Source organism: Streptomyces musisoli (assembly GCF_016741855.1).
GTDB lineage: Bacteria > Actinomycetota > Actinomycetes > Streptomycetales > Streptomycetaceae > Streptomyces > Streptomyces musisoli.
The window spans coordinates 1-23,933 of sequence record NZ_JAERRH010000042.1 but is presented as its reverse complement, the minus strand read 5'-3'; the positions used below and the strand labels follow the sequence as shown (position 1 = coordinate 23,933).

24 protein-coding genes and 2 pseudogenes are annotated in these 23,933 nt (G+C 68.9%); 23 read left to right on the top strand and 3 right to left on the bottom strand.

Annotated elements, in window-relative coordinates:
• Positions 1-752: 752 nt before the first annotated feature.
• From JK361_RS39225 to JK361_RS41865, 17 genes and pseudogenes are all read left to right on the top strand, one after another.
• Complete coding sequence (locus JK361_RS39225; protein WP_201827639.1) at positions 753-1,100, top strand: hypothetical protein; 348 nt, start codon at positions 753-755, stop codon at positions 1,098-1,100.
• Between the two features lie 83 nt (positions 1,101-1,183).
• Positions 1,184-1,675, top strand: a complete 492-nt coding sequence (locus JK361_RS39220; RefSeq protein WP_201827636.1) for a hypothetical protein — start codon at positions 1,184-1,186, stop codon at positions 1,673-1,675.
• Positions 1,676-1,717: 42 nt separating this feature from the next.
• Complete coding sequence (locus JK361_RS39215; RefSeq protein ID WP_201827633.1) at positions 1,718-1,903, top strand: hypothetical protein; 186 nt, start codon at positions 1,718-1,720, stop codon at positions 1,901-1,903.
• Positions 1,904-2,053: 150 nt separating this feature from the next.
• A complete protein-coding gene (locus JK361_RS39210) occupies positions 2,054-3,058 on the top strand; it encodes a DUF932 domain-containing protein (RefSeq protein ID WP_201827630.1) in 1,005 nt (334 codons plus the stop codon).
• 282 nt (positions 3,059-3,340) lie between these two features.
• Entirely contained in the window at positions 3,341-3,811 is a 471-nt protein-coding gene (locus JK361_RS39205) for a hypothetical protein (protein ID WP_236054600.1), read from the top strand.
• Positions 3,808-4,029: a hypothetical protein gene (locus JK361_RS41875; RefSeq protein ID WP_236054599.1), complete on the top strand. Its 222-nt coding sequence runs from the start codon at positions 3,808-3,810 to the stop codon at positions 4,027-4,029. The genes JK361_RS39205 and JK361_RS41875 overlap by 4 nt, the downstream gene beginning before the upstream one ends.
• Positions 4,030-4,047: 18 nt before the next feature.
• Positions 4,048-4,485 carry a hypothetical protein gene (locus tag JK361_RS39200; RefSeq protein ID WP_201827627.1) on the top strand — a complete coding sequence of 146 codons (438 nt, stop codon included), beginning with the start codon at positions 4,048-4,050 and terminating at the stop codon, positions 4,483-4,485.
• A gap of 84 nt (positions 4,486-4,569) precedes the next feature.
• Positions 4,570-5,172, top strand: a complete 603-nt coding sequence (locus JK361_RS39195; RefSeq protein ID WP_201827623.1) for a hypothetical protein — start codon at positions 4,570-4,572, stop codon at positions 5,170-5,172.
• An 11-nt stretch (positions 5,173-5,183) separates the two neighbouring features.
• A complete protein-coding gene (locus JK361_RS39190) occupies positions 5,184-6,200 on the top strand; it encodes a hypothetical protein (RefSeq protein ID WP_201827620.1) in 1,017 nt (338 codons plus the stop codon).
• A 79-nt stretch (positions 6,201-6,279) separates the two neighbouring features.
• A complete protein-coding gene (locus tag JK361_RS39185) occupies positions 6,280-6,573 on the top strand; it encodes a hypothetical protein (protein WP_201827618.1) in 294 nt (97 codons plus the stop codon).
• Positions 6,574-7,050: 477 nt separating this feature from the next.
• Positions 7,051-8,211, top strand: a complete 1,161-nt coding sequence (locus tag JK361_RS39180) for a hypothetical protein (protein ID WP_201827614.1) — start codon at positions 7,051-7,053, stop codon at positions 8,209-8,211.
• Between the two features lie 190 nt (positions 8,212-8,401).
• Positions 8,402-8,722: a hypothetical protein gene (locus JK361_RS39175; protein WP_201827612.1), complete on the top strand. Its 321-nt coding sequence runs from the start codon at positions 8,402-8,404 to the stop codon at positions 8,720-8,722.
• 140 nt (positions 8,723-8,862) lie between these two features.
• Positions 8,863-9,384, top strand: a complete 522-nt coding sequence (locus tag JK361_RS39170; RefSeq protein ID WP_201827610.1) for a single stranded DNA-binding domain-containing protein — start codon at positions 8,863-8,865, stop codon at positions 9,382-9,384.
• A 40-nt stretch (positions 9,385-9,424) separates the two neighbouring features.
• A pseudogene (locus tag JK361_RS42810) lies at positions 9,425-10,156 on the top strand (DNA-processing protein DprA); the annotation flags it as partial.
• A 217-nt stretch (positions 10,157-10,373) separates the two neighbouring features.
• Positions 10,374-11,591 carry a hypothetical protein gene (locus JK361_RS39160; protein ID WP_201827608.1) on the top strand — a complete coding sequence of 406 codons (1,218 nt, stop codon included), beginning with the start codon at positions 10,374-10,376 and terminating at the stop codon, positions 11,589-11,591.
• Positions 11,592-11,667: 76 nt separating this feature from the next.
• Positions 11,668-11,901 carry a hypothetical protein gene (locus JK361_RS39155; RefSeq protein ID WP_201827646.1) on the top strand — a complete coding sequence of 78 codons (234 nt, stop codon included), beginning with the start codon at positions 11,668-11,670 and terminating at the stop codon, positions 11,899-11,901.
• Positions 11,902-12,470: 569 nt separating this feature from the next.
• Positions 12,471-12,887 carry a hypothetical protein gene (locus tag JK361_RS41865; RefSeq protein ID WP_236054597.1) on the top strand — a complete coding sequence of 139 codons (417 nt, stop codon included), beginning with the start codon at positions 12,471-12,473 and terminating at the stop codon, positions 12,885-12,887.
• 201 nt (positions 12,888-13,088) lie between these two features.
• On the opposite strand, the gene JK361_RS39145 is transcribed toward JK361_RS41865, so the two are convergent.
• Positions 13,089-15,170 carry an NACHT domain-containing protein gene (locus JK361_RS39145; protein WP_201827606.1) on the bottom strand — a complete coding sequence of 694 codons (2,082 nt, stop codon included), beginning with the start codon at positions 15,168-15,170 and terminating at the stop codon, positions 13,089-13,091.
• 545 nt (positions 15,171-15,715) lie between these two features.
• On the opposite strand from JK361_RS39145, the gene JK361_RS39140 reads away from it, so the two are divergent.
• Both JK361_RS39140 and JK361_RS39135 read left to right on the top strand, forming a co-directional pair.
• A complete protein-coding gene (locus JK361_RS39140) occupies positions 15,716-16,069 on the top strand; it encodes a hypothetical protein (protein ID WP_201827604.1) in 354 nt (117 codons plus the stop codon).
• Between the two features lie 109 nt (positions 16,070-16,178).
• Complete coding sequence (locus JK361_RS39135; protein ID WP_201827602.1) at positions 16,179-17,078, top strand: helix-turn-helix transcriptional regulator; 900 nt, start codon at positions 16,179-16,181, stop codon at positions 17,076-17,078.
• Between the two features lie 317 nt (positions 17,079-17,395).
• On the opposite strand, the gene JK361_RS39130 is transcribed toward JK361_RS39135, so the two are convergent.
• Positions 17,396-17,977, bottom strand: a complete 582-nt coding sequence (locus JK361_RS39130; RefSeq protein WP_236054596.1) for a hypothetical protein — start codon at positions 17,975-17,977, stop codon at positions 17,396-17,398.
• Positions 17,974-19,410 carry a helix-turn-helix domain-containing protein gene (locus tag JK361_RS39125; RefSeq protein WP_201827600.1) on the bottom strand — a complete coding sequence of 479 codons (1,437 nt, stop codon included), beginning with the start codon at positions 19,408-19,410 and terminating at the stop codon, positions 17,974-17,976. Before JK361_RS39125 ends, JK361_RS39130 begins: the two co-directional genes overlap by 4 nt.
• A gap of 835 nt (positions 19,411-20,245) precedes the next feature.
• On the opposite strand from JK361_RS39125, the gene JK361_RS39120 reads away from it, so the two are divergent.
• The 4 genes and pseudogenes from JK361_RS39120 to JK361_RS39105 all read left to right on the top strand — a co-directional run.
• Positions 20,246-20,671: an ATP-dependent DNA ligase gene (locus tag JK361_RS39120; RefSeq protein ID WP_236054595.1), complete on the top strand. Its 426-nt coding sequence runs from the start codon at positions 20,246-20,248 to the stop codon at positions 20,669-20,671.
• Positions 20,672-20,725: 54 nt separating this feature from the next.
• Complete coding sequence (locus JK361_RS39115) at positions 20,726-21,877, top strand: tyrosine-type recombinase/integrase (RefSeq protein WP_201827596.1); 1,152 nt, start codon at positions 20,726-20,728, stop codon at positions 21,875-21,877.
• Positions 21,874-22,200: a helix-turn-helix domain-containing protein gene (locus JK361_RS39110; protein WP_201827594.1), complete on the top strand. Its 327-nt coding sequence runs from the start codon at positions 21,874-21,876 to the stop codon at positions 22,198-22,200. Before JK361_RS39115 ends, JK361_RS39110 begins: the two co-directional genes overlap by 4 nt.
• Positions 22,201-22,538: 338 nt before the next feature.
• Positions 22,539-23,933: pseudogene (locus JK361_RS39105) on the top strand (hypothetical protein); the annotation flags it as partial.

Below are 23,933 nucleotides of genomic sequence, written 5' to 3'. Positions count from 1 at the left end.
GAATACTCGCTACGCTCGTTTCGCGCGTCCCCGCGCGAACTGCCCCGCCTCCGGCGGGGGTTATGGAATGGCCTCCGGCCATTCCATAACTGGCGTGCCTCCGGCACGAAAAGACGAGCAGAGAGGGTTTGTGCCTCCGGCACAAATTCGGGTGCTGATTTTAGTTGTGGAGGTGGAGAGTTGGGGTTTGGGTTGAGGATTCGTCATGCGCCGTTTCCCTGTGCAGGGTTCGGGGGAATCTCCGATTCCCTCAAAACCCACCCAGAGGACTTGAATTGTATTCCGTGAGGAAAAGTAAATCAAGGAATACTAGAGAAGGGCAATAGGGCCCCTCCGGGGCCCGATCGCCCGTTCACGGGCGGGGGGTTGGGCTGCCTCCGGCAGACCGCTGTGCGGTCCGGGCGCGCCAGCGCCCGAGCGCGGAGGCCCCGCCGACGCGCAACCCAAACCCCACGGCCCCGGTCCCCGAGGCCGCCGCGCCGCCCATGCCCACCCCCACCTTTTTCTCATTCGGGCAGGAAGAGCGGCAGCAGAGGGGATGTCAGCTCCCCCGACCACACCTAAGAGGCCTCCCGACCTGGGAGGTTGAAGAGGCCGGCGGCTGGTCGAGGGCAGGGGATGGCGCAGGAGATAGGGCAGGAGTTTGCGCGTGGGGTGGTCCAACAGATCAGGAGTATTGTATTATGGAACATGTCGGAAGGGTGGCCCCCTAACCGGCACCGCCGAACGTTCGTCAACAGAAAGGCGTAAGCGTGGAAATCGTCATCAGCGGAGGCAAGGTGGCTCCCAGTACGGGGGAGATCACGACCCCTCAGGCCGCAGAGGCCCGCCGAATCGCCAATTTCCTCCCGCGCCCGGAACTCCTCCGGGACGCCGTCATCGAGCACAACCAGGACGACAACACCACGTCAATTCGGTTCGAGACCACGGCCGGTCCCATCCGAATCCTTATGCCGGTCGCCCGGGGATTTGAGTTCCACATCATCCACGACAGCGACACCGGGCCCCGCATCCTCGGAACGTTCCGAGGAACATCTCTTTCGGTGCGAGCCGTCGCATTCCGCATCAGTGAATTTCTGCGGACGCGCGGACTGAAGTAGGAGGCGATTTCGGGGGGTCCGGTCCGCCGGGCCCCCCGGACAGCCCCAGCGCCTACACAATCGGAGGGAAAGTCACTGTGAGCATGACGAGCATTGAGCCCGCCCACCGCGCCATTCCGGCGACCGAGGGAGAGCGAGAGCAAATGGAGGCCGCTTTCCGGGCCGCCCTTGAACAGCTCCCCGAGAACGCCGGTTTCCCGCACGACGTGCGCGAGTTGGCCCGGCCCCTGTTCGAGTCGGGATGGGTCTCTGGTGTACGGACCGGGCACACCGGGCTCGCGCTGGCCGACGTGCCGTTGCCGCCCCACACGTTCGGTACGGCCCTGTCCAACCTGTCCGCCGCCCTGCACGCGGACAGCGGCCCCAGCATCGGGCAGTTGGTCAGCTACCACGGGTCGCAGGAGTGCTGCCACGGCCGCTACTGGGTGACGCGCATTGAGCGCGAGCTGAACCGCCGAGGACGAGAGTCCGTGTTCTACCGCCTCAGCGAGTACAGGAACGGCGCATTCGTCACCGCACTGACCGGAGTCCACACGTGGAGCGTCACGGCCCTGCCGCAGCACTGGCAGCGGTAGGCCCGCCCGTCCGGTAGGAACCGCGAGAAGGGAGTACAGCCCATGTCCGAGGGTTACTGCACGAACAAGGAACCCGTTTCCGGCAGGGTGCGCAGGCTGAACGGCGCGCGCTTGGGAGGCAAGTTTCTCAAGCTGCACGGCCGCCGTGTCGGTGACTGCACGTGTGGGCGCACCATCACGGTGACCGACGCGGGCAACCTCATGCGGCACAAGCCGCCGCAGGCGTAGCCGCAGGTCAGCAGGCCACCCCGGGGGTGGGGCACATCGGAGATTTAAGAGGTTGCCCCACCCCCGGATTTAGGTATTATGGAACCAGTTCGGAAGGGTTGGCCCCCTACCGGACACGCCGAAAGTTCGTCACCAGAAGGGAAGCCCCAAGTGGTTCACGAGATCGAGCAGTTCACCGACGGCACCGCCGCTTTCGCCTCCGCCAACACGAGCGCCTGGCACAAGCTCGGCACCGTCACCAACGGCGCGATGACCGCCGAAGACGCCATGCGCATTGCGTTTCTGTCCGGCTGGAACGTGCGACTCCTCCCCCTGACCGCGACCGAGATCACGGCCGGCGGAACCACGCCGCTGGAGGTACCGCAGCACTTCGCGACCGCGCGCACGCACCCCAAGACCGGCCGCACGCAGACGCTCGGAGTGGTCGGCAGCGACTACCACCCCGTGCAGAACGAGGAACACGCCGAGTTCCTCAACCTGCTGGCCGAAGAGTCCGGCGCGCACTTCGAGACCGCCGGATCGCTCAAGGACGGCCGTCAGGTGTTCCTGACCATGAAAATGCCGCAGGGTCTCACGATCGGCGGGAACGATGACGTTGATCTGTACATCGCAGCGTTCAACAGCCACGACGGAGGCTCAGCGTTCCGCATCGTCGTGACGCCGGTCCGGGTGGTGTGCGCGAACACCATGCGCGCGGCCATCCACGGGGCCCGGTCCTCGTTCGTCGTGCGGCACACCGCCGGAGCCAAGGCCCGGATCGCTCAGGCGCGTTCCGCCCTCGGTCTGACGTTCCGGTACGCCGAGGAGTTCGAGCAGGCTGCACAGCGCATGATCGAAGCCGAGATGACGCTCAGCGAGCTGAAGTCGGTGGTGGACGAGCTGTGGCCGGTCAAGGACAGCGACCACGCCCGCGCCAAGACCAACCAGCGCCAGCGGTGGGGAGCGATCTCGAACCTGTTCGAGCACGCCGACACCCAGGCCGGTATCCGGGGCACGCGGTGGGCCGGATACAACGCGCTCACCGAGTACGCCAACCACGTCGCCCCGACCCGGGGCAAGACCGACGCCGAGAAGGCGGACGCCCGCGCCGAGCGGGTCATCAGCGGAGCGGCGAACGACCTGATGGAGAAGGCGTTCGCCCTCACCACGGTCTGACCCCCTGACCGCCGGGTGGGCACCACAACTCCCCCACGTGGGTGCCCACCCGGCCCCACCGGCCAGCAGTGGCCGCACCCGCCCCGAGCGCGGAGCGCTCACCCCCGCGTCAGGAGCGCGGAGCGCTGCACGCCCGCCCCTGCCGCGTAGCGGCAGCGCGTCGCGTCTGCGGAGCAGCCCGCGCGCCAGAGCACGCCGCCCCTCCCTGTGCTCAGGCCGCGCCGACGGACGCCCAACAGCTCGACACCCACCGCCCACCCACCGCCCCACGGAAGGCCATCCATGCCCATCCCGAAGTGGAAGATCGAAGGCATCCTCGACGACATCACCGAGTGCGGTTGCTGCGGCCGCCGCGGACTCAAGCGCACCGTCGCGATGATGCCGCTGGACGCCGACGGGAACGAGGACGGCACCGCCGAAGACGTCGTGTACTACGGCACGTCGTGCGCCGCTATCGCGCTGAGCTGGACGCAGGGCAAGGTGACCGACACCGCCCGCGCCGCCCAAGCCGAACGGGACCAGCGCGACAACTGGGCGCGCCAGATGATCAGTATCTACGCCCCGGTGGAGTTCGCCCCCGTCCGCGACAAGGCCCGCGTCTACTACGGCCGCAACCAGCACCAGCGGGACACGGGCGTGAAGGCGACCGAGGAAGTGGCGAAGCTGCTGGCCGAGGCCCGCGCCACGCTGGCCGACACCCCACCGGCCCGGCCCGCCCGTCGCGTATCGAGGACTTCCGCCGCTACGTCGTGATCTTCACGAGCGACGACCGGATCTTCCTCGTGCGGCGCGTGCCGGAGGAGGAGGCCGAGCGCCAGGAGCAGGCTGCCGCCCAGCGCCGCGCGGACCAGAGCCGGGGCAGCGTCCTGGTCGTGGCCGCGCTGGACGCCGAGGCCGCGCGCGACGTCGCCTACGCCGACGAACTGACCCGCGAGTGGAACACGAAAGCCTGGCAGGCCGCCCATGCCTGAGACCGTCCCCGCCCCCGGTTGTTCATCGGAAGCCGCGTCACCTACCACGGCAGCGTCACCGAGATGCACGACCGCCCCCTGTACCTCCTGCCGTGCACGTGGTTCGGACAGTGCGACGCCTGCTGGGAGCAGGACGACGAGTACGGCGAGCAGCACCCGATAGAGCGGGACCACTTCATGGCGGTCGACCTCACCCCCGACCGCCGTCTGCACCACGCCCGCCGAGCACATCTGTCCCCGGTCCCGCACGAGTGGCCCGAGGACGCCGTTCCGTTCAACATCAACGGCTACTGGTACGCCGCCGCGTACACCACGGCAGGAGGAAGCGGCCGGGCCCGGACGGTGCACTTCTACACCGCCGAGGACTTCATGGGGCGCACCTGGTGCCACTTCCAGGAGCCCGCCCCCGACATCCGCCGCCTGGACGAGTTGGGCCGCCGCCGCCCCGTCATCTGACCAGTGCCCGCGCGCCACAGCGCGCGGGACACCCCGCCCGCCGCGCGCAGCCGGCCCTCAACCCGTCGCCCCGCTGGAGTCACCGTGCCGAACCCGCAGCCCGACCAGCCCGACCGCGCCGACCGCGCCGACCGCTCCGACCGCTCCGACCGCTCCGACCACCGCAGCCTGCCCTACCCCGGAGACGAAGCGATCACGGCCGCCCGCCACCGCGCGCACCTCGCATTCGCCCAGCTCTTCACCGCCCTGGGGGCCGGACGTCACCGCCTGCACTACGCCGCAGTGGACGTCGACGGCCGGTACCGCCTGGCCAGCGCCACCGTCACGGTCACGACCGCCCCCGCATGGCACCTGGACGCGGACCCGGACGAGTTCGTCACCATCGAGGCCGCCGCGACGGCCGCGTTGGAAGGCAACTGCACGGTCCTGGCCACCCTGGTCGTGCAGACCGAGCAGGCCCCGGGCCTGATCGTGTGCGGGTGGCGGATCGAGCGCGGATACCTGCACGGCATGAAGCCCGCCGCCGTGCAGACCGCCGTACGGCCGTGCGGGGGCAGCTCGGCGCCCGTCGCCCGCGCGTACCCCGCCCCGTTCCTGCCGGCCCGTCCGTCACCGGCTGAGGCCACCGCCCGGGCCCCGGCGGGGGCCGGGCCGCCCGCCAACTCCCCATACCCATACGCCCTGTGAGGAGACACCCTGTGATCACCATTGCGACTCCGTCCGGCACCGTCCGCGCCGTACCGTCCGAGGCTGACCCCACCGGAGCCGTGCGCTACACCCTCACCGGCGCAGTCACGGGAACTGTCCACGTGACCGCGACCAGCCGCCCCGCCCGATGGGACCGCTTCGACGCGGTCCGCGCCAGTCTCGGATCCGTCAGCGCGCGCGAGCTCCCCGCCGAGCCGCTGGTACGCATCCGCGGCCGCGCCTACCAGGGCAACACGGTCCGGGTGCTCGCCCACTCCGCCGACGTGCCCGGGGGATGGCTGGAACGCGACCTGACCGACACTAACGACCGGCCAGCGCCCCCGCAGGCCAGCCAGACGCTGACCGCCATCCTGCGCGCGTGCGCCGGCCACTACGCCGCGCGCAGCGACTTCCCCAGCCTCCAGCACGCGGCCCGCCGCGACGACACCCCGCAGCTGCTGAGGTGGCTGGACGCGATGATCTCGCATGCCGAACGGACGCAGGCCCGCTGGCTGGAGGAGGCCGAGGCCCACCGGGTCCAGGCCGCCCGCAGCCTGGCCGCCTGGTGGATGCTGGCCCGCTGGTTCAACGCCCGTCCGCACCCGGTGCTCGCACTCCTCCTGGCACCGGAGCGCGAGAGCCTGGCCCACCGCGCCGAGTACCTCCCGAAGTGGGCCGAGATCAGTACGCGCGCAGCCGAGGACGAGGGCCGCCGTCTGACGCTCTTCCGGTCGGAGTACGAGGGGTTGGCCCGGCCCGCCGCCGCGCCGGAGAGCCAGGACCGCCCGTACTTCGTGGTCGGTCAGTGGAAGGGCGGCGGCGACGTCGACATCTGGCACGTCGAGGAGGCCCCCACCGATCCGGGCGAACTGTCCGACCTGTGCGAGCAGCACACCGTGGACGCCGAAGACGCATTCGGCAGCGTCGAAATCGTCTACGCCGCCAGCCCGGAAGCCGCAGCCGAGCAGGCCCGCCGGGAGGCGAGCGAGACCAGCGAGCGCATCCACCGAGAGCTCACCCGCCCGTAGGCCGATACGACCGCTCCCCGGGGTGGCCTACCGCCAGGCCGCCCCGGCCCCCGCCCCTGATCGCGAGGAGAGACGACCCGTGGCAACGTTCGCGCACGCCACCCCGGAACGCTGCGCCCAGCTCGGCCGCGCCCTCACCGCCGCCGGCCTTAGCTGGAGCGACAACGGCCGCCAGGACGACCCGCAGTACCTCACCTACACCGTGACCGACCCGCACGGCCGCACGTGGCAGGTTAGCCCGGCCACCAACTTCCAGGTCTCCCCGTCCAGTCCCGGGCAGATCTGGCAGGCCAGCTGCGCGGCACTGATGACGAGGACCCCGGTCCTGTCCGCCCGCCTGGTGGCGGAGCACATCAAGGACGTCCCGGCATGAGCAGCCCGCCGCCGATTAGGCCCGAGGACTTCGAAGAGCGCTGCGAGACCTGCAACGCCCCGCCCGGACAGCTCTGCCGCGCCTGGTGCGACACCGGATACACCACCGAGGACGCCCGCCACGACGCCGAACGGCACGCCCAGGACTCGTCATCCGTAGACGCCCGCCGCCGATTGTGACCGTGACGTGACCTTTGGTCGGGGCTCATGGTCGCCGCCATGGTCGCCTCTGGGAGGTGGTCTTGAGCGTTCGCCGTCTTCCCGCCTCGCCGCGGAAAGACCGCCGAAAGGAAATGAAGTGACGTACCCCATCTGGACGTGCCGGGACTGCGACACCACCAACGCACGCATAGCGGACCGATGCACCGTCTGCGATCGCCCGCGCCCCGTATCGCGCGTGCGCGGAGCGCGTGTCTCTCGCGTCCGTCGAAGCCGTGATCTGTCCTGAACCCTGCCGCGCCGTCTGAAGGAGACCGACATGCAACTGTCTGACCCCACTGGATTTGAGCCCCTCGCGCGCGAGATCGCCGAGCAGCTCGGTGCCCATCACGCCAAGCAAGACGGCGAATCCGAATGTGTCCAAATCGTTTTCGCAGACGGCCGCGTCCTGAACCTCACGGCCAACCGCCCCCGGACCCGGATCACCGTCACCGCGGTTCTGCCCGAGCAGGCTGCCGCGCACGACATCGAGGTCAAGCCGATCACGGTCACCGCCCGGCCCCGCCCGCGGCCCAGCGAGACCCAGGCCAAGGCCACCACCCGGCACTCGGCCGAACACATCCGTCAGCGACTGCTGCCCGCGCACACCGCCGCTCTGGCCGAGTTGCGCGAGCTGACCGCCCCGCAGCCGGCCACGCTCCAGCGGGCCGACGCCGCCCTGTCCGGATTTCTCGACCGCCCCGGGGGCGGAGTGGCGATCTCTGAGCAGCCGGTGCGCCGCCCGCTGGGTCTGACCGCCCGGTGCGCCGTCGCCTGGTGGCACACGCTCGACGGCCCCTCCCGAGCCGTGGCACCGTTCATGGCCGATGCCCTGCGCCGGGCCGGACTGGTGACGACGGAGCCGCACGGCAGCGGCTACGTGTTCTTCGCCGAGCCCCCGGCCGAGCCCTCCGACACCCGGTTCCGGATCGCCCCCGCCGCCGGGGGCGAAGGGTGGGACCTGGTCGACGAGTTCACCGGCGCCTGCCTGCGCACGTACGACGACCGGGAGTGGGCCCATGGGATCGCCGAGAGCGCGAACGGCGAGGAGGACGCCGCCCGGCGCGCCGCCGCCGCGTCCTTGGACCTGCCGGGACTCTCGGCAGACCTGATCGAGGACGAGCAGTTTCGGGCCCTGGCCGTGGGGTTGGCCACCGCCGGACACATACCCTACGGCCTGACCGACGTCGACTACACGCAGACTCCGGGATTCCACATCTACCCCAGCGCGGAGCCGGGCAGGGTCAAGGTGGCGCGGCTGCTGGAGCCCTGGGGGGCGATCCGGCCCGGCGCCCGCTTCAAGGCGCCCGAACGCGAAGTCGAGCGCTACGACAAGGACATGGAGGCCTACGCGCGGCTCCTGACCAGGCCCGGCCAGACGGCGGCCGTCATGCTGGACGGCATCCAGGTCACGTACAACGACCCGCTGACCAAGCCCTGACCTGCGGGTTCCGGGGTGGGGCAGCCCGCTGAAAATCGGTTGCCCCGCCCCTCGAAATAGGTATTATGGAACACGAAGAGGGCGGGGTAGCCCCCGTGAACTGCACCGCAGTCGCGCCACCCACCCGGCCGAACGCGCCACGGGAGGGCTGCACCCCGCCACCACACCCGCACCGAGAGAGGACACCTACGTGACCGATGCACCCAGCACGCCCGATGACACAGTGCCGCTGCGGGTCAAGGTCGAGAACACGATCATGCTCGATGACAGCAACGCGGAAGGCGCACCCAGGCCGCCACTGCTGGACGCGCTGCTGAGTGCGGCCGACGCCGTACGGATACAGCGGGAGCCCATCCTCGCCGCGGCTCTGGTCGCCGACGTCCTGTGGTGCTGCCCGGCCTTCCAGTGGGACAACCCGGCTGCGGCAACCTGCTGCGAGTGGCCCGGACCCTGCCGAACCCCCCAACCTGACCTAGGAGTTGAGGCGGGCCTGGAGCTGCGCGAGCCGTAGGCCGAAGCCGGCCTCGACGGAGCGGGTGCCTCCACGGCGGAAAAGGGGGATGACACCCGGCCCTGATATAGGTATTATGAAACTCGCTTGGGTGGCTCCCGGGCACCGCCAGACTGTTCGTCGCATCGAGGAGTACCTCCATGAGCGGAGAGACCACCGCTGTCATCCGCGGCCGCGTGTACGGGACCGTGCAACTGCGCCACACCGAACGCGGCACACCCGCCGCCCGGTTCACCGTGATGCAGGTCCCCCGCGAGTACGACCGCACCCACGGAAAGTGGCGCGACGGCGAGCCGGTCCCAGTCATCTGCACCGTCACCGGGCCGCTCGCCCGGCACGCCGCCGAGTGCCTCACCGACGCCGTCCACGTGATCGCCACCGGGGACCTGGCCCTGCGCGACAACCTGCTCCACCTCGACTCCGCCCAGGTCGGCGTCGACCTCGCCCACCACGTCGCCTACATCGACGACACCCTGCCCGCCGTCCTCGCCGGACGCGCCCCCGCCCCGGCACCGCGTGCGACCGCCGCTCCCGAAACCGCGCACCGCGCCGCACCGGTCCGCCCGGCCGCAGCTCCCGCCGCCCCGGCCGTCGACTGGTGGCAATCGCCCCGGCGCCGCTCCTGGGACGCGGTCACCGCGCCCAGGCGCACCGGCCGCTGACCACGCCACACGATCCCGCACCGCCCATCGCGGCACCGGCATGCCCGCCGGCCGCCGCTGTTCACGGAGGTACGCCGTGCCCAGCACCGCCCTGTCCGAGCGCGCCGCCCGCGCCGCGCTCGCCGCCCACTTCCCGCCCCACCAAGTCGCCGCCCATCTCGCCCATCACTGTGCCGAGGAGGTCTGGCAGTACGGCGTCGACCACGACGCCAGCGGCCGCCTGGCCCAGTACAAGCCGCGTGAGGAACTCGCCAACGCCCAGCTGACGTGCCAGTTCGTCATCCCGTCGGACGACGTGTGGCCCGCCGCCCTGGCCGACCTCGGCCCCAACTGCCCGCTCGGTCTGTGGGTGCGCGGACACGAGCAGCTGCCCCAGTTGACCGCCCGCGCCGTGGCCGTGACCGGTAACCGGGCCGCCACCGCCGAGGCCCTCAACCGGGCGAAGGTCTTCGCCATCGCCGTCGCCGAGGCCGGGCACACGGTCACCGCCACTCTCGCGTACGGCGTCGACGCAGCCGCCCACCGGGCCGCCGCCCAGGCCGGGCGCGCGACGCTCGCCGTCCTGCCGCGCGGCCTGGACCGCGCCCACCCCCACGACCACGCCCAGCTGCTGAGCTCCATCCCCACCAGCGGCGGCGCGGTGGTCAGCCTGTTCCCGCCCGGCACCCCGGCCAGCGGAGCAACCCTGCGGGCCAGCGCAACCCTTCTCACGGCGCTCGTGGGGGCGGTGGTGCTCGTCGAGGCCCTGGACCGCGCCGAAGCGGCGATGCGTACCGCCGAGACCGCCGCCGACCTGAACCGGCCCGTGCTCGTCCCGCCCCCACCAGCGACGTGCGCGCCGACGGCAACGTCCGCCTGCTCGCCGAGCAGCGCGCCGTCCTGGTCCCCGACCCCACGCACGCGCTCGCTGAACTGCGCTGATCAGCAAACCGCCCTTCCGTGCCCGGCCGTCCGGCCGGGCACGGCCACCGGAAGGAGTGACGGAGGCCATGCCCCGCACCGCGTACACGCCGTCGCTGCCCGGCCTGAGCACCACCGACGCCCTGGACACTGTCATCAACTGGGGGCTGGGCGCCGACTCGACCGCCTACCTCGCCCGGATGCTCACCGACCCCGACGCACACGGCATCGATCTGAAACGCACCGCCGTCCTCTATATGGCCACCGGCAGCGAGTGGCCCGAGACCCGGCTCCTGGTCGAGGAGTTCATGCTGCTGCTGCGCGAGCACGGCGTGCGCTTCGTGCAACTGTCAAGGTCCGGGCACCTGAAGGCCGACGGGATCACCGTCCTGGACGACTCCCGCCACCCCGAGACGCTCTTCGCCCGTGGACCGTGGACCCTGTGGGACGAGCTGGAGTCCGTCGGGACCGTCCCGCAGCAGGCCGGCACCCGCAAGTGCAGCCTGCGCGCCAAAGGCGACGTCGGCGACCGGTGGATTGCCCCCACCATGGGCGGCCGCCCATTCCGACAGGTCATGGGCTTCAACGCCAACGAGGAAGGCCGCCGCTTCACCGACATCATCGCCTCGAAGATCCCCGGGCGGATGGGGGTGTACCCGCTCATCGACTGGGGCTGGGACCGGCAGCAGTGCGAGGACTACCTCTGGAAGCGGTTCGGCGTGCACTGGCCCAAGTCCTACTGCACCTTCTGCTGCTTCCCGGTCTCCATGGGCGCGCTGCCCGCCCACCTGGAACGGATGCGGTCCCACCCGGACATCGCCGGTGAGGTGCTGCGCCTGGAGTACACGGCGATGAGCCTCAATCCCAAGGCAAAGCTGTACGGGAAGCGCACCCTCCTGGAGTTCTTCGACCCCTCCCAGCCGCGGGACCGCGCATGTCTGAAGGCCTTCGAGCATGAGCTCGACATGCCGTGGGCGCTGTACCACGTGCGTCGCCTGTTCCTGCTGTCCGCCTCCGGCGAGCGGCGCCCGGTCATGCGCTCCACCGAGCGCGTCGCCCTCGGCCGCGCACGCCAGCTGGGCCAGCGGCTGATCTCCGTGTCCGAGCGGCACGGGATCGAGGTCAAGCACGACCCGGTGTACGGGCGCGCCCGGTCCTGGGTGCGCCGGCGTCGCGAGACCTGGCCGATGGCGGAGGAGCTCTTCACCACCGCCCCCGCCCGCGTGATCAACAAGCAGGACGAGAACTTCGAGCCGGCATGGGACGCCCTGATCTCCGGCTCCGCCGCCCAACTCCCGCTCACCTGAACCACCCCACCTCTCTCGAAGGACACCTCATGCGCGCCCATGGCCTTACCCCCTGATACATCTCGTCCTCTGCGCCGTGCTGTACCTGGCCACGCCGTCCGGGGATGACGTACGGGCCGCCATGCGGGCCGGACTTCTGGCCTGCATGACGACCCCGGCCCAGGGCAACGTCATCCCGCCCGGCTGCCTGTACGCCTCCGACAACGGCAAGTTCGGCAAGGGCTGGCCCGGCGAGCAGGCCTGGTTCGCCTGGCTCAAAGCGACCCTCGACCGCTACGGCCCAGACCGCTGCGACGGCTGGACGAGTTAGGAAAATCCCTCTCAGCACTCTCGCCCAGTTCTAGAACCTGTTCTGTTGAAATGTCTCAACTCGTGCGCTGCAATACGGCGTCATGGGTAGCAGGGCGCCGAGGGCCAGTGCACGCACACAGCAGCTGCGACGGATAGTCAACCGCAGGGCACCGGCGCAACGCATGCCGCGCCGCTCCATCCCCCTCGGTCCCAGGCGGGCAGGGCAACGTCGTGAGGCGCCACAACGACGGCATAACCAAGACACTCAGTCATGTGCAGCGGGGGGAGCAGAGGCGCCAACGGCTCCACGCTGGCAGCCGATCTTCGGGACTGCCCTTCCGGCACTAACGGCAGTCGTAGCACTCGTCTTTACGTATGTCACTGTGCCTCAGGCAGAGGCTGGACTGCGCCTGACGAACGACGGACGCCGCAGCAGGGCGCCGTACCAACGTCCTCAAACACGCCCACGCCTGCTTGGCCGCTTCACCACCCACACCACCGGCCAACGCGGTAACTCCGTCGAGATCGGGCTGCACGACACCACCATCCGGACCGAAGACCGTCTGGCCAGACTGTTGTTGCTCCTCTATGCACAGTGGCCGGCGGCGATCCCGGCTGACCACCGGCCACATCAAGGAGACCGGCCAGGCGGTCCGCATCCGCCTCGGCGACGTCGCAGTCATCTTGCCCGGCCCCATCGCCGAGCTGGCCCTGGAGCAAGTCGCCGCCCGCCGCAGCCACGCGGTCCTGGCCCAGACCGACTCGCCATGGCTCTTCCCCGGCGGTCAGCCGGACCGCCCGATCAGCGCATGGGCCATGGGCGAAAGGCTCCGCAAGCTCGGCATCCGGCTCGCCGAGTCCCGCTCGACCGCGCTGTTCCAGCTCGCCACCGAGCTGCCCTCCGCGACCCTCGCCCGCACCCTGGGCATCCACATCTCCGGCGCCGTCAAATGGCAGCGGGCCGCCGCCGGTGACTGGGCCGCCTACGCCGCCGACGTCAGGTGACCGCATCGAGGAGGCCCGCGTCAACGGCTGGCTCGGCGGGTCCAAGGACTCCAGGTCAGCCTCGAAGCCGGCCGCAACAAACTCGCCTCACTCGACCGACTCACTCGCACCCGCAGCCGCACCCCGGTCCCCCTGGGCCTGCCGCTCATCCCGGGAGAGACATGCCAATCCCAACCGTGAGGAAGCCAGATTCTGGCCAACTCAGCGGTTCAGGAAATTAGGAGCCGCTACAAGGTGGCGCTGCAGGTCGATATGACGGAACTGATAAACAGCGCCAACTTGACGCAAAATGCCCCGCCTGTGAGCATCCGCGAGAAAGGTCATGAGGTTGTATGGGGCCCGACCACACAAAGCAAAGTAGAAGCGAACCGAAAGGAAGGGCAGCCATGCGGTCGCCTTCAGACCGACCCTCAGACCGTTAAACAAACCCAACAAAATCGCAAAGTATAGCCCCCCTATAGCGTCTCCCAAGGCAAGGAAGGTGGCAAAAAGCGGAAGACCGCTAGCGAGAGTGACGATAGCGGCAATCATCAAAAAGACACGCCGGTCTTGCTCGAGAACTGTAATGGGCCCCACAGAGGTCTCAAGAGGCGGGCCTATGGTTGCGACTCCGCGCGCTATAGAACTAGGGGCAAAGAGTGCTAGTCCCGCCAAAATTCCAGCTTGGAAAATGACACCCAGGGATTCCAGTGCAAGACCCAGAAGACCGCCTACAGACATCAGTCCTGCGAATCTTGCAGGCGACCAACGCATCGTAGTCCCTGGATCTTCTCGGAGAGTAATAACACCTCCTGCCAGCGCAGTCGCAAAGAAGGCTACGAGTGCGCCGGCAGGGATCCCGGCCCGCAGCGCTTCAGAAATTCCAGGATCGTAGCCGATTTCCTTAAGGGATCCAAGACCAGCTGGAATTCCGAAAGCGAGGCCCACCCCGATACCGGCCACTGGGCCGACTATCAGGCCTGGCACAATCGGGTTGCACCAAGTCCTCATCTGCCACCACTTGATATCGCCACCTTCCCCCGCGGCCTGCAACTCACGGGCAAGGAAAGCAAGCGTCCGGCGAGCCTGCCTCACAGTCCACTGGTTCGGAGAACCCGCACTCTCTCCGTATACGGAATCAATGTATCCGTCGAACAAATGCGCAGCAATATCCTGCTCGTTTGAGAATTTACGCTGGTCCAGGAGTTCTCTCGGATTCGCCTCTCGATCGCCGCGCGGCATGTAGATGGATCGGGCTAAGAATAGGTATAGGGGGACTTTCAGAACCCTAGCCAACGGCCCGTCGCTGGCTAGGTGGGTGATAACTGGCGCCCATAGGTCTGACGGCATTCCAAACTTTAGGTAAGCAGCCGCTTTGGAATGATTCACGGGATCTAAGCAGATACGAGGAGCGCCAGCGAGGGGTGTGGCTCCTCTGACTCCGTGCACAGCGAGTTCGTACTCAGCAGTCCGACTGACGAGCACTAGACCCGGAAGTCGCGCCTTGTCAATTTCTTCCAGTGCTTTCACGCGAAGGCCTGGCGGTAGCTCATCGAAGCCATCCAGCAACGGGACTACCAAGCCCTGATCGAGGAGTGCTTGAGCGCGAGAGTAATTATCAGAGTGTGCGTTCCGTCGCCGGTCAGAAATGCCCAACACCGGGTGACTGCGCGCAATCTCTGATGCGATCCAGGATTTCAAGCCTTCCCGAGAAGGAATCCAAGAGGACAGCGAAAGGAGTACCGGTACCGCGGCGCCCGGTTCGCGCTTATCAAGGAGATCGAGCAACAGTCGTATCAAGAGCGTCGTCTTACCCGAGCCACGCTCACCTAAAAGTACCAGCTGGCGACCGGGGACCCTGTCCAAGACTTCAACGATTTTATGAGTCTCCCCAGCTAACGCATGCGCGTCCGGTGCGGAGCCGGATGGGTTATCCAACGCTCCAGGGGTTACTGACAACAAATCCACCCATTGCTGGGTTGTCATATCCGGCTGCCAGGAAATCGAAATCCAAGGCGTCCCATTCAGTTGACGTATCTGCACCTCGGCATTCCACTCCCGCTGCACGCTCTCGGCGAGGTAACCAGTCAAATTCTCCATGGTAAGGGGGAGCTGTTGCCTCACAGCCTGCCATATGCCGTATATTGCGAGCACTATCCCCCCCAATCCAGAAAATCCGCCAAGCACGCTCGATTGCTTGTCAGCGGCATCCCAGCCGACTTGCGCAAAGTGAATTCCCAGCCAGGTGAGAGCACCGCCCAGGGTTACGAAACCGATCATCAGTGCGATACGACGTCGAGCCATGACGCCAGCGTCCCACAAGAGTAATGATCAAGGCAGGGCTTACAGGAATCCAAGTAGCGCATGTTCCGCCGCTGACGACAGTGAGTTCCTCAGGTGAGCTCTGATCAGTCTCCTCGATGCTCTCGGGGCATGCCTGCTTAGTCCGGAAAAGCTGCTCGTGCTCGCTGTGCGTCTTCGCCTCCCGCCACTGACGGACTGCTCTCCATCGGTCGGCGGCCGCGGCTGGCCGACCTGTACGCCGAGGTCGAACAGGCCCGGGGCGACAGCCCCCGCGCGGACTGGCGCATCACCGACCTGATCCGGCACGCCGAGCAGGGCGGCGCGCCCGACCCGGGCGTCGTCTGCCCGGACGACGGCCCGCAGTTCACCGCCCTCAAGAAGCAGGTACGGGCGGCGCTGAAGAAGAAGCCCCACAAGGAACCCGAACTGGCCCGCCGCGCCGGCCGCGCATTGTGCGACGGCTGCACCGTGCACAACTGATGACCACCGCCCGCTGTGCTCCTCGGCGCAGCGGGCGCCCCCTACAGTGGATGGAGGAGATGACCATGGAGACGAACCCCACCGCCCTGCTACTCGACCTCGCCGCCCAGGCCCAACGGGTGAGCGACCCGGACACGCTGCACGACTTGCTGTCCAGGGGCCACCCTGCCTGGTGCGAGGGCGTCGCCGACGTCCAGGCCAGCGTTGACCGGGAGACCACGAGCCTGTCCGACGCCGAGTTCGCCGAGCGGTGCGCCGCTGCGGGCGCGCCGTGGGAGCAGGGGATGACGCGCGGCGAGGCGGTCTCCGCTCTCGCGTTTGAGACCTGGGATGCCGCGCCGGCCGCGATGGCCTACACGGAGTTGGAGGAGCGTGCGGCGCGCTTCGGGGTGTGCCTGCTGGGCGAAGAAGTGCTGTAGGTCGATTTGGCGTCAGGCTGGACAGCAAACCATCCCTTTGGCATTATCGAACATGTCGCACTCGTCCGAGTGTCGGCACCGCCGTACTGATCCTTCCAAAGGGGCCCCGATGTCTTCCGCGGACCGGCTCGTGGACACCGCGCAAATCGTGTCCGAGTTCGGCACGAGCAAGCCCCGGATCAGCGACTGGAGCAACAACCCGGACAGTGGTTTCCCCGCGGTCGCGCACACGGAAGGCCGCAAGCGGTTCTGGCGCCACGCCGAGGTCGCGGCGTTCTTCGCGCAGCGTGCCCCGAAGAAGCGCGCGCTGCCAACCGCCGTACTCGAGGCCGACCAGGACGAGCTGTTGACCAAGCGGGAGGTGGCGCAGCTTCTCGGCTACACCCGCACGTCGACCATCGACGGCTACTTCCGCGACCGGCCCGGTTACTTCCCGGAACCCGACGAGGACGTCGACGGTCCGATGTGGCGCCGCGGCGCGATCGTGGCCTGGGTCGCCAGCCGCCCCGGTAAGGGCCGGCGCAGCTCCGCTCCGGCGACACCGCGGCATGATGTGTCGGCGGACGGGGACCCCGACGAGCTGCTCGGTACAGCCGAGGTCGCTGCGCTGCTCGGCTACGGCAGCCCGGCTTCCTTCTCCAGCGCCCTCTACCAGGGGCGCATCCCCGAACTGCCCGAACCGGATGCACAGGTGAAGGAGGAAGGCAGCCGCGGCCCGGGCCGCAAGAAGTGGCGGCGGGCGACCGTCGTCGCTGTCGCCCGCAAGCGTGGAGTGCTGCCGCCGGCCGACCAGGACGAGAACCTGGTCGGCGCCGCCGAGGCAGCCCGGATCCTCGGATACAGCAACGCCGACAGCTTCATCAGTGCGCTCGGGCACGGGCTCCTGCCCGACCTCGAGCAGCCCGACGGATACGAGTACCGGCGCGGCAGCGCCGGCCGTCCCCGTCAGCAGCGCTGGAAACGCTCCCGCCTCGAGGAACTGGCCGCCCGCCGCTCCTCACCGTCCTGACGCAGCGCGCCAAGCCCGCGCCGCAGGCGGGATACCGTAAGACTGCGGCTTCTGGTTGAAGGGATCGACGAACTCCCGGCGGGCCGGACGCCGCACGATGGCCGGTATGGAGAGGCCAGCCACCTCTCCCCCGCGAAGCCGCACGGCTTCGCGGAACCGGCCATCGCTACGGATCTCCTGCTGCTCCTGCCTCAGCCGCTCTGAGAAGGCCTCCGGACCGAGGAGGAGGTCACGCTCATGCAGGAGAAGGTGCCACTTGTGGAGTGCCTGGACCGTTTCCGGCTGTGCACCGGGACTGCGCCGGTCCCTGCGCTGTGTCACGGGCCGGTGCTGGGCGAGCTGAGCACGTGGTCGCCAGGCCATAAGGAACCGCCTGCCTCGGCCCAGGCGAGGTGGTGGCGTACTTGGTCCAAAACTGCCGTGCGGTCCTGCGGGCCGTAGGAGGTGCATTCCTGGGTGGCCGGGTCGACGACGCGTACGGTGCTATCGGGGCCGCTGCACAACAAGGCCCGCTCAATGGTCGGCAGGCCCAGACTGAGTGCGTCGCAGCCTTCGCCACGGATGAGCCGGACAAGGTCAGCCACCACCGCCTCCCAGTCACCGACATCGCCCCAACGGGCGCCGCCGCCCAGTTCCTGGGTGAGAGTGGCCAACGGCACGATTTCGCCCGGCCGGCGGCCTCGGACCAGCTGCCGGTGGATGCGCATCCCGTCGGGCTGCTTGATGTGGGGGTGAAGCAGACAGGCCGCAGCGACCACGGAGGTGTTGATCTCCCGGGCGGGCAGCGGGTAGTACGGTTCGTGCGCGAACAGCAGATACGGGGACGTACCCGCCGGCTGATGGCCGTCTGACATATGCCCGTGCTCGGCCGGGAGCAAGGGCTTGCTCAGCTCGTTCATGCGTTGCTTCCTTTCATCGATCGGGTCGGTGCGGTGGTGCACGTGGTGCAGCGGCCGTCGCCGTCGGGGTGGGCTCGCTTGCGAGTCGGGCCGGGGCAGGTGCGGCACAGCGGCCAGCCGAGGCAGGTGGGGCAGAGGTCTTCGCCAGGGGCGGTGGCGGGCACACCGCAGCCGGCGCACTCCACGAGGGCCCGGTAGGTGAGGGCCTCGGTCACGGAGCGGGCGGCGGCCGCTATCGATGGCCGCTCCCTGGCCGGCTCCGCGAACGGTTCGTCCAGCGAGGCCGCGTCGTGGCGAACGGCGGCGGGCGGCGGGTAGGCCTGGGCGGCGCGGAGCCTGGCGGCGATGATCGCGCCGATGGAGGTGCGCACCGGGTTCGGCAGCGGTCGGCCGGTGATGACGTGGCGCAGCTGCTCTGCGCTCCAGCCAGCCTCCAGCATCACGGTCGCCACGCGGCCTTGATCAGTCAGCGCGAGCCCGGTCAGCAACAGTTCGGGACGGCTCGCCCCAATCTCCAGCAGTAGCCGGATTCCCGCGTGCATCTCGTCTGCCTGAGGCGGCTTCGGCGGCGTTGTGTGCGAGGGGGCCGTCCGTGCGTTCGTGCGCGCGGCGTCACCGCGGTCGCACGGACGGAGGGGGTTGGTCTTCTGCTTGTTGGTCTTCTTAACGCTGGTGTTCTTAGTGCCGGGATCAGCCAACACTGGCTCAGCCAATCCTGGATAACCCGACTCTGGCCCGGAGCCGGGGCTTTGCAGGGCGGGCAGGTCGGTGATGAAGTACAGTGCCGGCCCGAGCGTGCCGTCGCCGTTGCGGTCGCGCTCCCGCTGCAGGAATCCGTGGTGCTCCAGTTCCTCCAGGCCGGTGGTCACGGCGTCGACGCGTTCGCGGCCGTGTCGGACCAGGTTGGCGACGGTGATCTGCCAGCCGTCCCGGTGGGTGCTGATGTAGCCGAACAATCCCTTCGCCTTGAAGGAGATCCGGCCCTCCCTGAACAGCGCGTTGGCGATCTGTGTGAACTGGTCCCCCGCCATCACCCCACGGCGGATGCCCGCGCCGCAGCCGGCGTCGCTCCCGGGCTCCCGGCAGGTGGATGCCGGGTCGATCGGCGAAACGTCCAGGGCGGCAGGCCGGTCGGTGATGCTGTAGACGATCTCTCCAAGGGTGCCGTTAGGGCGGCGCACCCGATCGCGGACCAGGTAACCGAACTTCTCCAGCTCGTTCAGTCCCACCCGCACCGCGTCTCGCCCGTCGGGGCCCAGGGCAACGAGGGCGGCGATGGTGACCCGCCATCCGTCGCGGTGGGTGCCGATGTAGCCGAAGAGTCCCTTCGCCCGGTACGAGATGCGGCTGTCGCGAAACAGTCCGTTGGCGATCTGCGTGAAATGATCAGCCGCCATCACGCCGCGGCGGATCCCGGATCCATAGCCGCTCATCACGCCGTCCTGAGTGCAGGCCGCGTGCGGTGGCCACGGCAGCGCACCATGCCCGCCGGGGTAGGGCGGCCGGTGGGCGCGGGGGCGCAGGCGTACGAGCATTCCATGCGGTCAGCTCACCCGCCGACCCCGACCAGGCTGACGGCCATAAGCCCCGACCATCCGTCACGATCCGGCAACGCGGCCTTCTAGCTGCCGTGGTCGGGGTCGTGGTCGGGCCGACCACGCCTTGCCAGCACGGCAGCCTCCGGAAGCGTACGCCCACGAAGGCCTCTTGCGGCGGTCGGTGTTCAGTCGTTCACCGGTGTCGACGAGGTCACACACTCGGACGGAGTTGTACTGCTGGGCGGGGAGGAGTATCAATCCCGGCTGGCGGAGATCGAGGCGAGGTATGAGGCAGAGGCTGCCGCGACTCGAGAGCAGGAGTCGCCCGGATACGGGCTGACTTCGAGGCGCTGATCGCGCTGCCGCCCGAGACAGCGTCGGGGATCACGGGCTACTACCCGCCGGACAATCCCGCGCCCGAACCGGGCCAGCGCCGCAGCGGCGGCATGGGCAGCCGGTCCGGCAAGGGCACGGGTCCAACGCCAACCCGCTGTGCCGGACGTGCTTCGCCGCCGTCGCCGCGAAGTGGGGGCCCAGCGTGCAGCAGAAGGGCTTCCACGTCTGAGCGTCCGCCGCGCTACATGCCCCCTTGAGGCGGTATGACGGGTCTCGGCGAGTCCAGGACTCTGGCCGGCCTTTCGGCGCGGTGCGGCCCGGACCGCGTCCACATGCGTCTTCGCCGGTCAGCGCGTACATCTGAGCTGTGGCCCTTACCCCGCCGATGGCACCGATGCTTGCCGAAGCCTGGCCCGCGCTGCCGCCGGAGCGGGCGCTGCCGGGCGGACTCGTGTACGAGCAGAAGGCGGACGGCTACCGCGCGGTCGTCTTCGCCCGGCCCGGCCACGCCTACATCCAGTCCCGCCGCGGCGGCGACCTCACGCTGGCGTTCCCCGACCTGGCCGCCGCGGTGCTCGCCCTCGACCGGCCGCTCGTCCTCGACGGTGAGCTGGTGGTCGTCCAGGACGGGCGGCTGCACTTCGGGGCGCTTCAGGCGCGGGCCCGCCGCCGCGGCCGTGGCGCGGCGCAGGCCGCGGTGAGTCAGCCGGCCCTCCTGATTACTGGAGTACGCACGGGTTCCGGGCTGGTGGCTGCAGGCGTGAACGAGGGAAGTCAGCAGGTGGGCGATCCTTGTTCGAGGCGTCCCACGACGGTGTGAGATTTCCGCAATCACTCGCAGATTCCAGGAGTCACGTTCGTAATCTGCGGGTTCATGGGGGAATTCGAATCCCGTTCGCTGTCGCCTGTACGTGAGCCGGCCGGTCTGGCAGAGGTCTTCTCTCTCCACACCTATCGGCCGAGCGGCTCGGGACAGCGGGATGAGCGGTCGTACTTCTTCGACACGCTGGCCGAGTACCAGTGGGCGAGGGATGCGGCCGGATTGATGCCAGCGTCGATCGATCAGCTGGTAAAGCCCGTGATCGAGGTGTGCGAGCACTACGAAATCGTGCCGTGGCAGCTCACCCCCGCGGCGTTGGACCGGTACTTCGCCGGGACGGGCAAACGGGCCCGCTCAACGGTCCGTGCCAAGATCAACAAGATCGACGCGTACTTCGCGTTCCTGGAGCAGCGGTACGCCGGGGAAATCCACCGGCTGTTCGGCACGGTCGTGGAGTCGCCCGTCGACCCGTTCAACCGGCCGCGTCACCGGGGCGACTTCGGCCTGCGGGTTCCGCCCTCACAGCGGGCGATGCGGGAGTTCTTCGCAACCTGGCGGAATGCGCTGCCCCAGGCCCGCAAGGAGGCAGTGGCATGCCGTGACTACGTGATGGCGAAGATCGCCTACGTGTCTGGGGTCCGGGCGGCAGAGCTGTGTGGCGTGGCGCTCGGAGACGTGCACTGGGAGTCAGGGCGCTGGGGCCGGTTCGTCGTCCAAGGCAAGGGCGCGTGGGGATCCGGGCCCCGGCCGCGGGAGGCGTTCCTGTTCGAGGAAGGTCGCGAGCTGCTGTGGTGGTACGTGGAGGAGGTCCGCGGCCTGTTTCGTGACGACCCGGACCACGCCGCGGCGCCGTTGTTTCCTTCCGAGCGGCTGCCGAAGCCGGTGGCGGCGCTGAACATGCCCATTGCGCCGGCGGTGGTGCCGGCGACGTTCCGCCGTGCCCTGAAGACGGCGTCACAGCTGTATCTGCCCGGGCCGGTGTCGGATTTGTATCCGCATTTGCTGCGGCATGCGTGCGCCACCCACAACTACGAGCGCGGGATGACGCTGTGGGAGGTGCAGCGGCTGCTTGGGCACGTCTGGACGACTACGACGGTGAATTACCTGGCGACGGCCCAGGCCGATCCGGAACAGGCGGATCGCTGGCGGGCGTCGGCGGCGCGAGCCGGGAAGCGGTTGGTCGCGGATAGGGGGAGTTTGCGGTGAAGTGGAATCTGCGCTGGGCGGCCGCCAAACGCGACATCTGGCGGCCAGTCGATCTGCAGGCCGCGTTCGCGAAGGTGGGGTTCACGCCCTCGCTGAGCAAGGTCGCCGCTCTCTGGGGTGGCACGCCGGTGACGGTGCGGCTGGACGATCTGGACAAGATCTGTGCGGCACTTCAGTGCACAGTGGCAGACCTGCTGGAGGCCGAGCCCGTGGCCGCCTCGCAGAACCTGGAGGAGCAGGACCGGGCAGTCGGGGACGAGGCGGGTCCGGTGCGACCGGTGCCGCGTCGGGAGGGTCCGCGCCGGCTGCGGCCGCCGAACTGAGGGTGGTGGCCATGACTGTCGTTCGACAATGCAGGCTGTGTCTGGACTGGGGCGTGCCCCGACTGCGCGGGGGACTGTGCTGGAGCTGTTTCAGTTGGCTCAAACAACGCCCCGGCCAAGCGGTTTGCGCCCGATGCCGCCGGATGCGGCATGTGGATGATGATGGACTGTGCCGGCCGTGCGTGATCGCGGTGCGGGAGGACATCTGGTTGGGGATCGATGCGGTCTTCCCGGGGCCAACCCAGTTGCACTTGTATGTGCCTGGACTCGGCCAGCAGGGGGGACGGAACCTCCCGCGCCCACGCGGTGCAGCCAGCCCTTACCTCGGGCCGCGCGAGGTGCGCCAGCTGATCGATGACCCGCGGATCTGCGCTGCGGCGATGCGCGGGCAGCAGACACTGTTTCCCGTACGGCGGCGACTTGAGCGCGTGCATGCCCGGCGGATCAGTGCCCGGACATGGCCCGAGGAAGCAGTCCTGCACCCACTCGCCGAACAGCGGGCGGCGAAGGAAGGTCTGGCAGCGAACTGGCCGTACATGGTGATGCGGTTGATCCGGTGCGCGCTGGCAATCCGGGATGCCGAGGGCGAGGCTTTGGTCGCACCGGAGATGCTCGACCAGGTGCGGCTGCCGCTGAAGGCGACTGCGGCCGAGATCCTCGCCCAGGCCGGGATGCTGCGGCCACGTATGGCTCCGCCGCCCGCCTTGTGGCCGGTCGGGGCCTGCGCGGATTGTGGGAGCTGGGGAATCACCACGGCCCGGTGCGGCGGCTGCGGCGAGTGGCGGCACAAGCCTGGCTTCTACCCCCCGGGCCAATGTCCGCGCTGCCGTCGGCAGGGCCTGCCGTTGCATAAGGAGGGTCTGTGCCGCGGCTGCCTGGCCTACGTGCGGGAGTGCGGCGCGGAGCTGGCCGGGGTGTCCTTCACACAGCTCGCCTTCGCCGGGGTGCTGGCGCACCAGCTGAAGCGGAGTGCCGGGGAGCTGGGTTTCGTAGTGCACAAGCGGTCCGGCCCTGTCAGCCGAGCACGTGATCGAGCCCGGACGACGCTGACTTCCGAGGAGCAGGTGACATCGGCGTCGATGGATCCGGGACAGCTGGCCCTGTTCACCATGCCCCGTACCTGGCAGCGTGAACAGCACGTCGCCACCACCGCCTTGTCCCCGCTGCCAGATGCAGCGCAGGAGGTGTTGGACGCGTTTACTGCGGGCTACCCGAGGTCCTGGATCGCTGACAAGCGCAGCGTGGTGGGCGGTGCGGCGCTGGTCCTGCATACCCTGCTGGCCCGGGTGGGCCCACACGCGCCGATTCTTGAGCGGGATGTGCGGTCCCTGGCCGGCACGGTGGCGGCCGGCGCTGCGGCGACCCGCTGTGTGATCCTTTTCCTCGACGGCCAGGCCCGGTTGGAGGAGGACGAACTTTCCGAGACTCCTGCCCAGTTGCTCACCGACGTCCATCACCAGGTCCAAACGCGCATCCCAGACCTGGGTGCGGAACGGCGGGACCGGCACGACGAACGGGCCGTGTACGAGCGGATCGCGCAACTGCCCGAACCAATGGCGGACCAGGTACGCGCCTGGGTACGGGTCATGCGGGGACGCGGTCGGTTCCGGCATCCTCCGGTCGGCTACCGGCGCATCCGCCACTATCTGCGCATCGCCTGGCCTGCCCTAACCTCCTGGACCACTGCCGGGGAGGACCTGCGGCAGATCACCGCCGACGACGTCCGGGCCGAA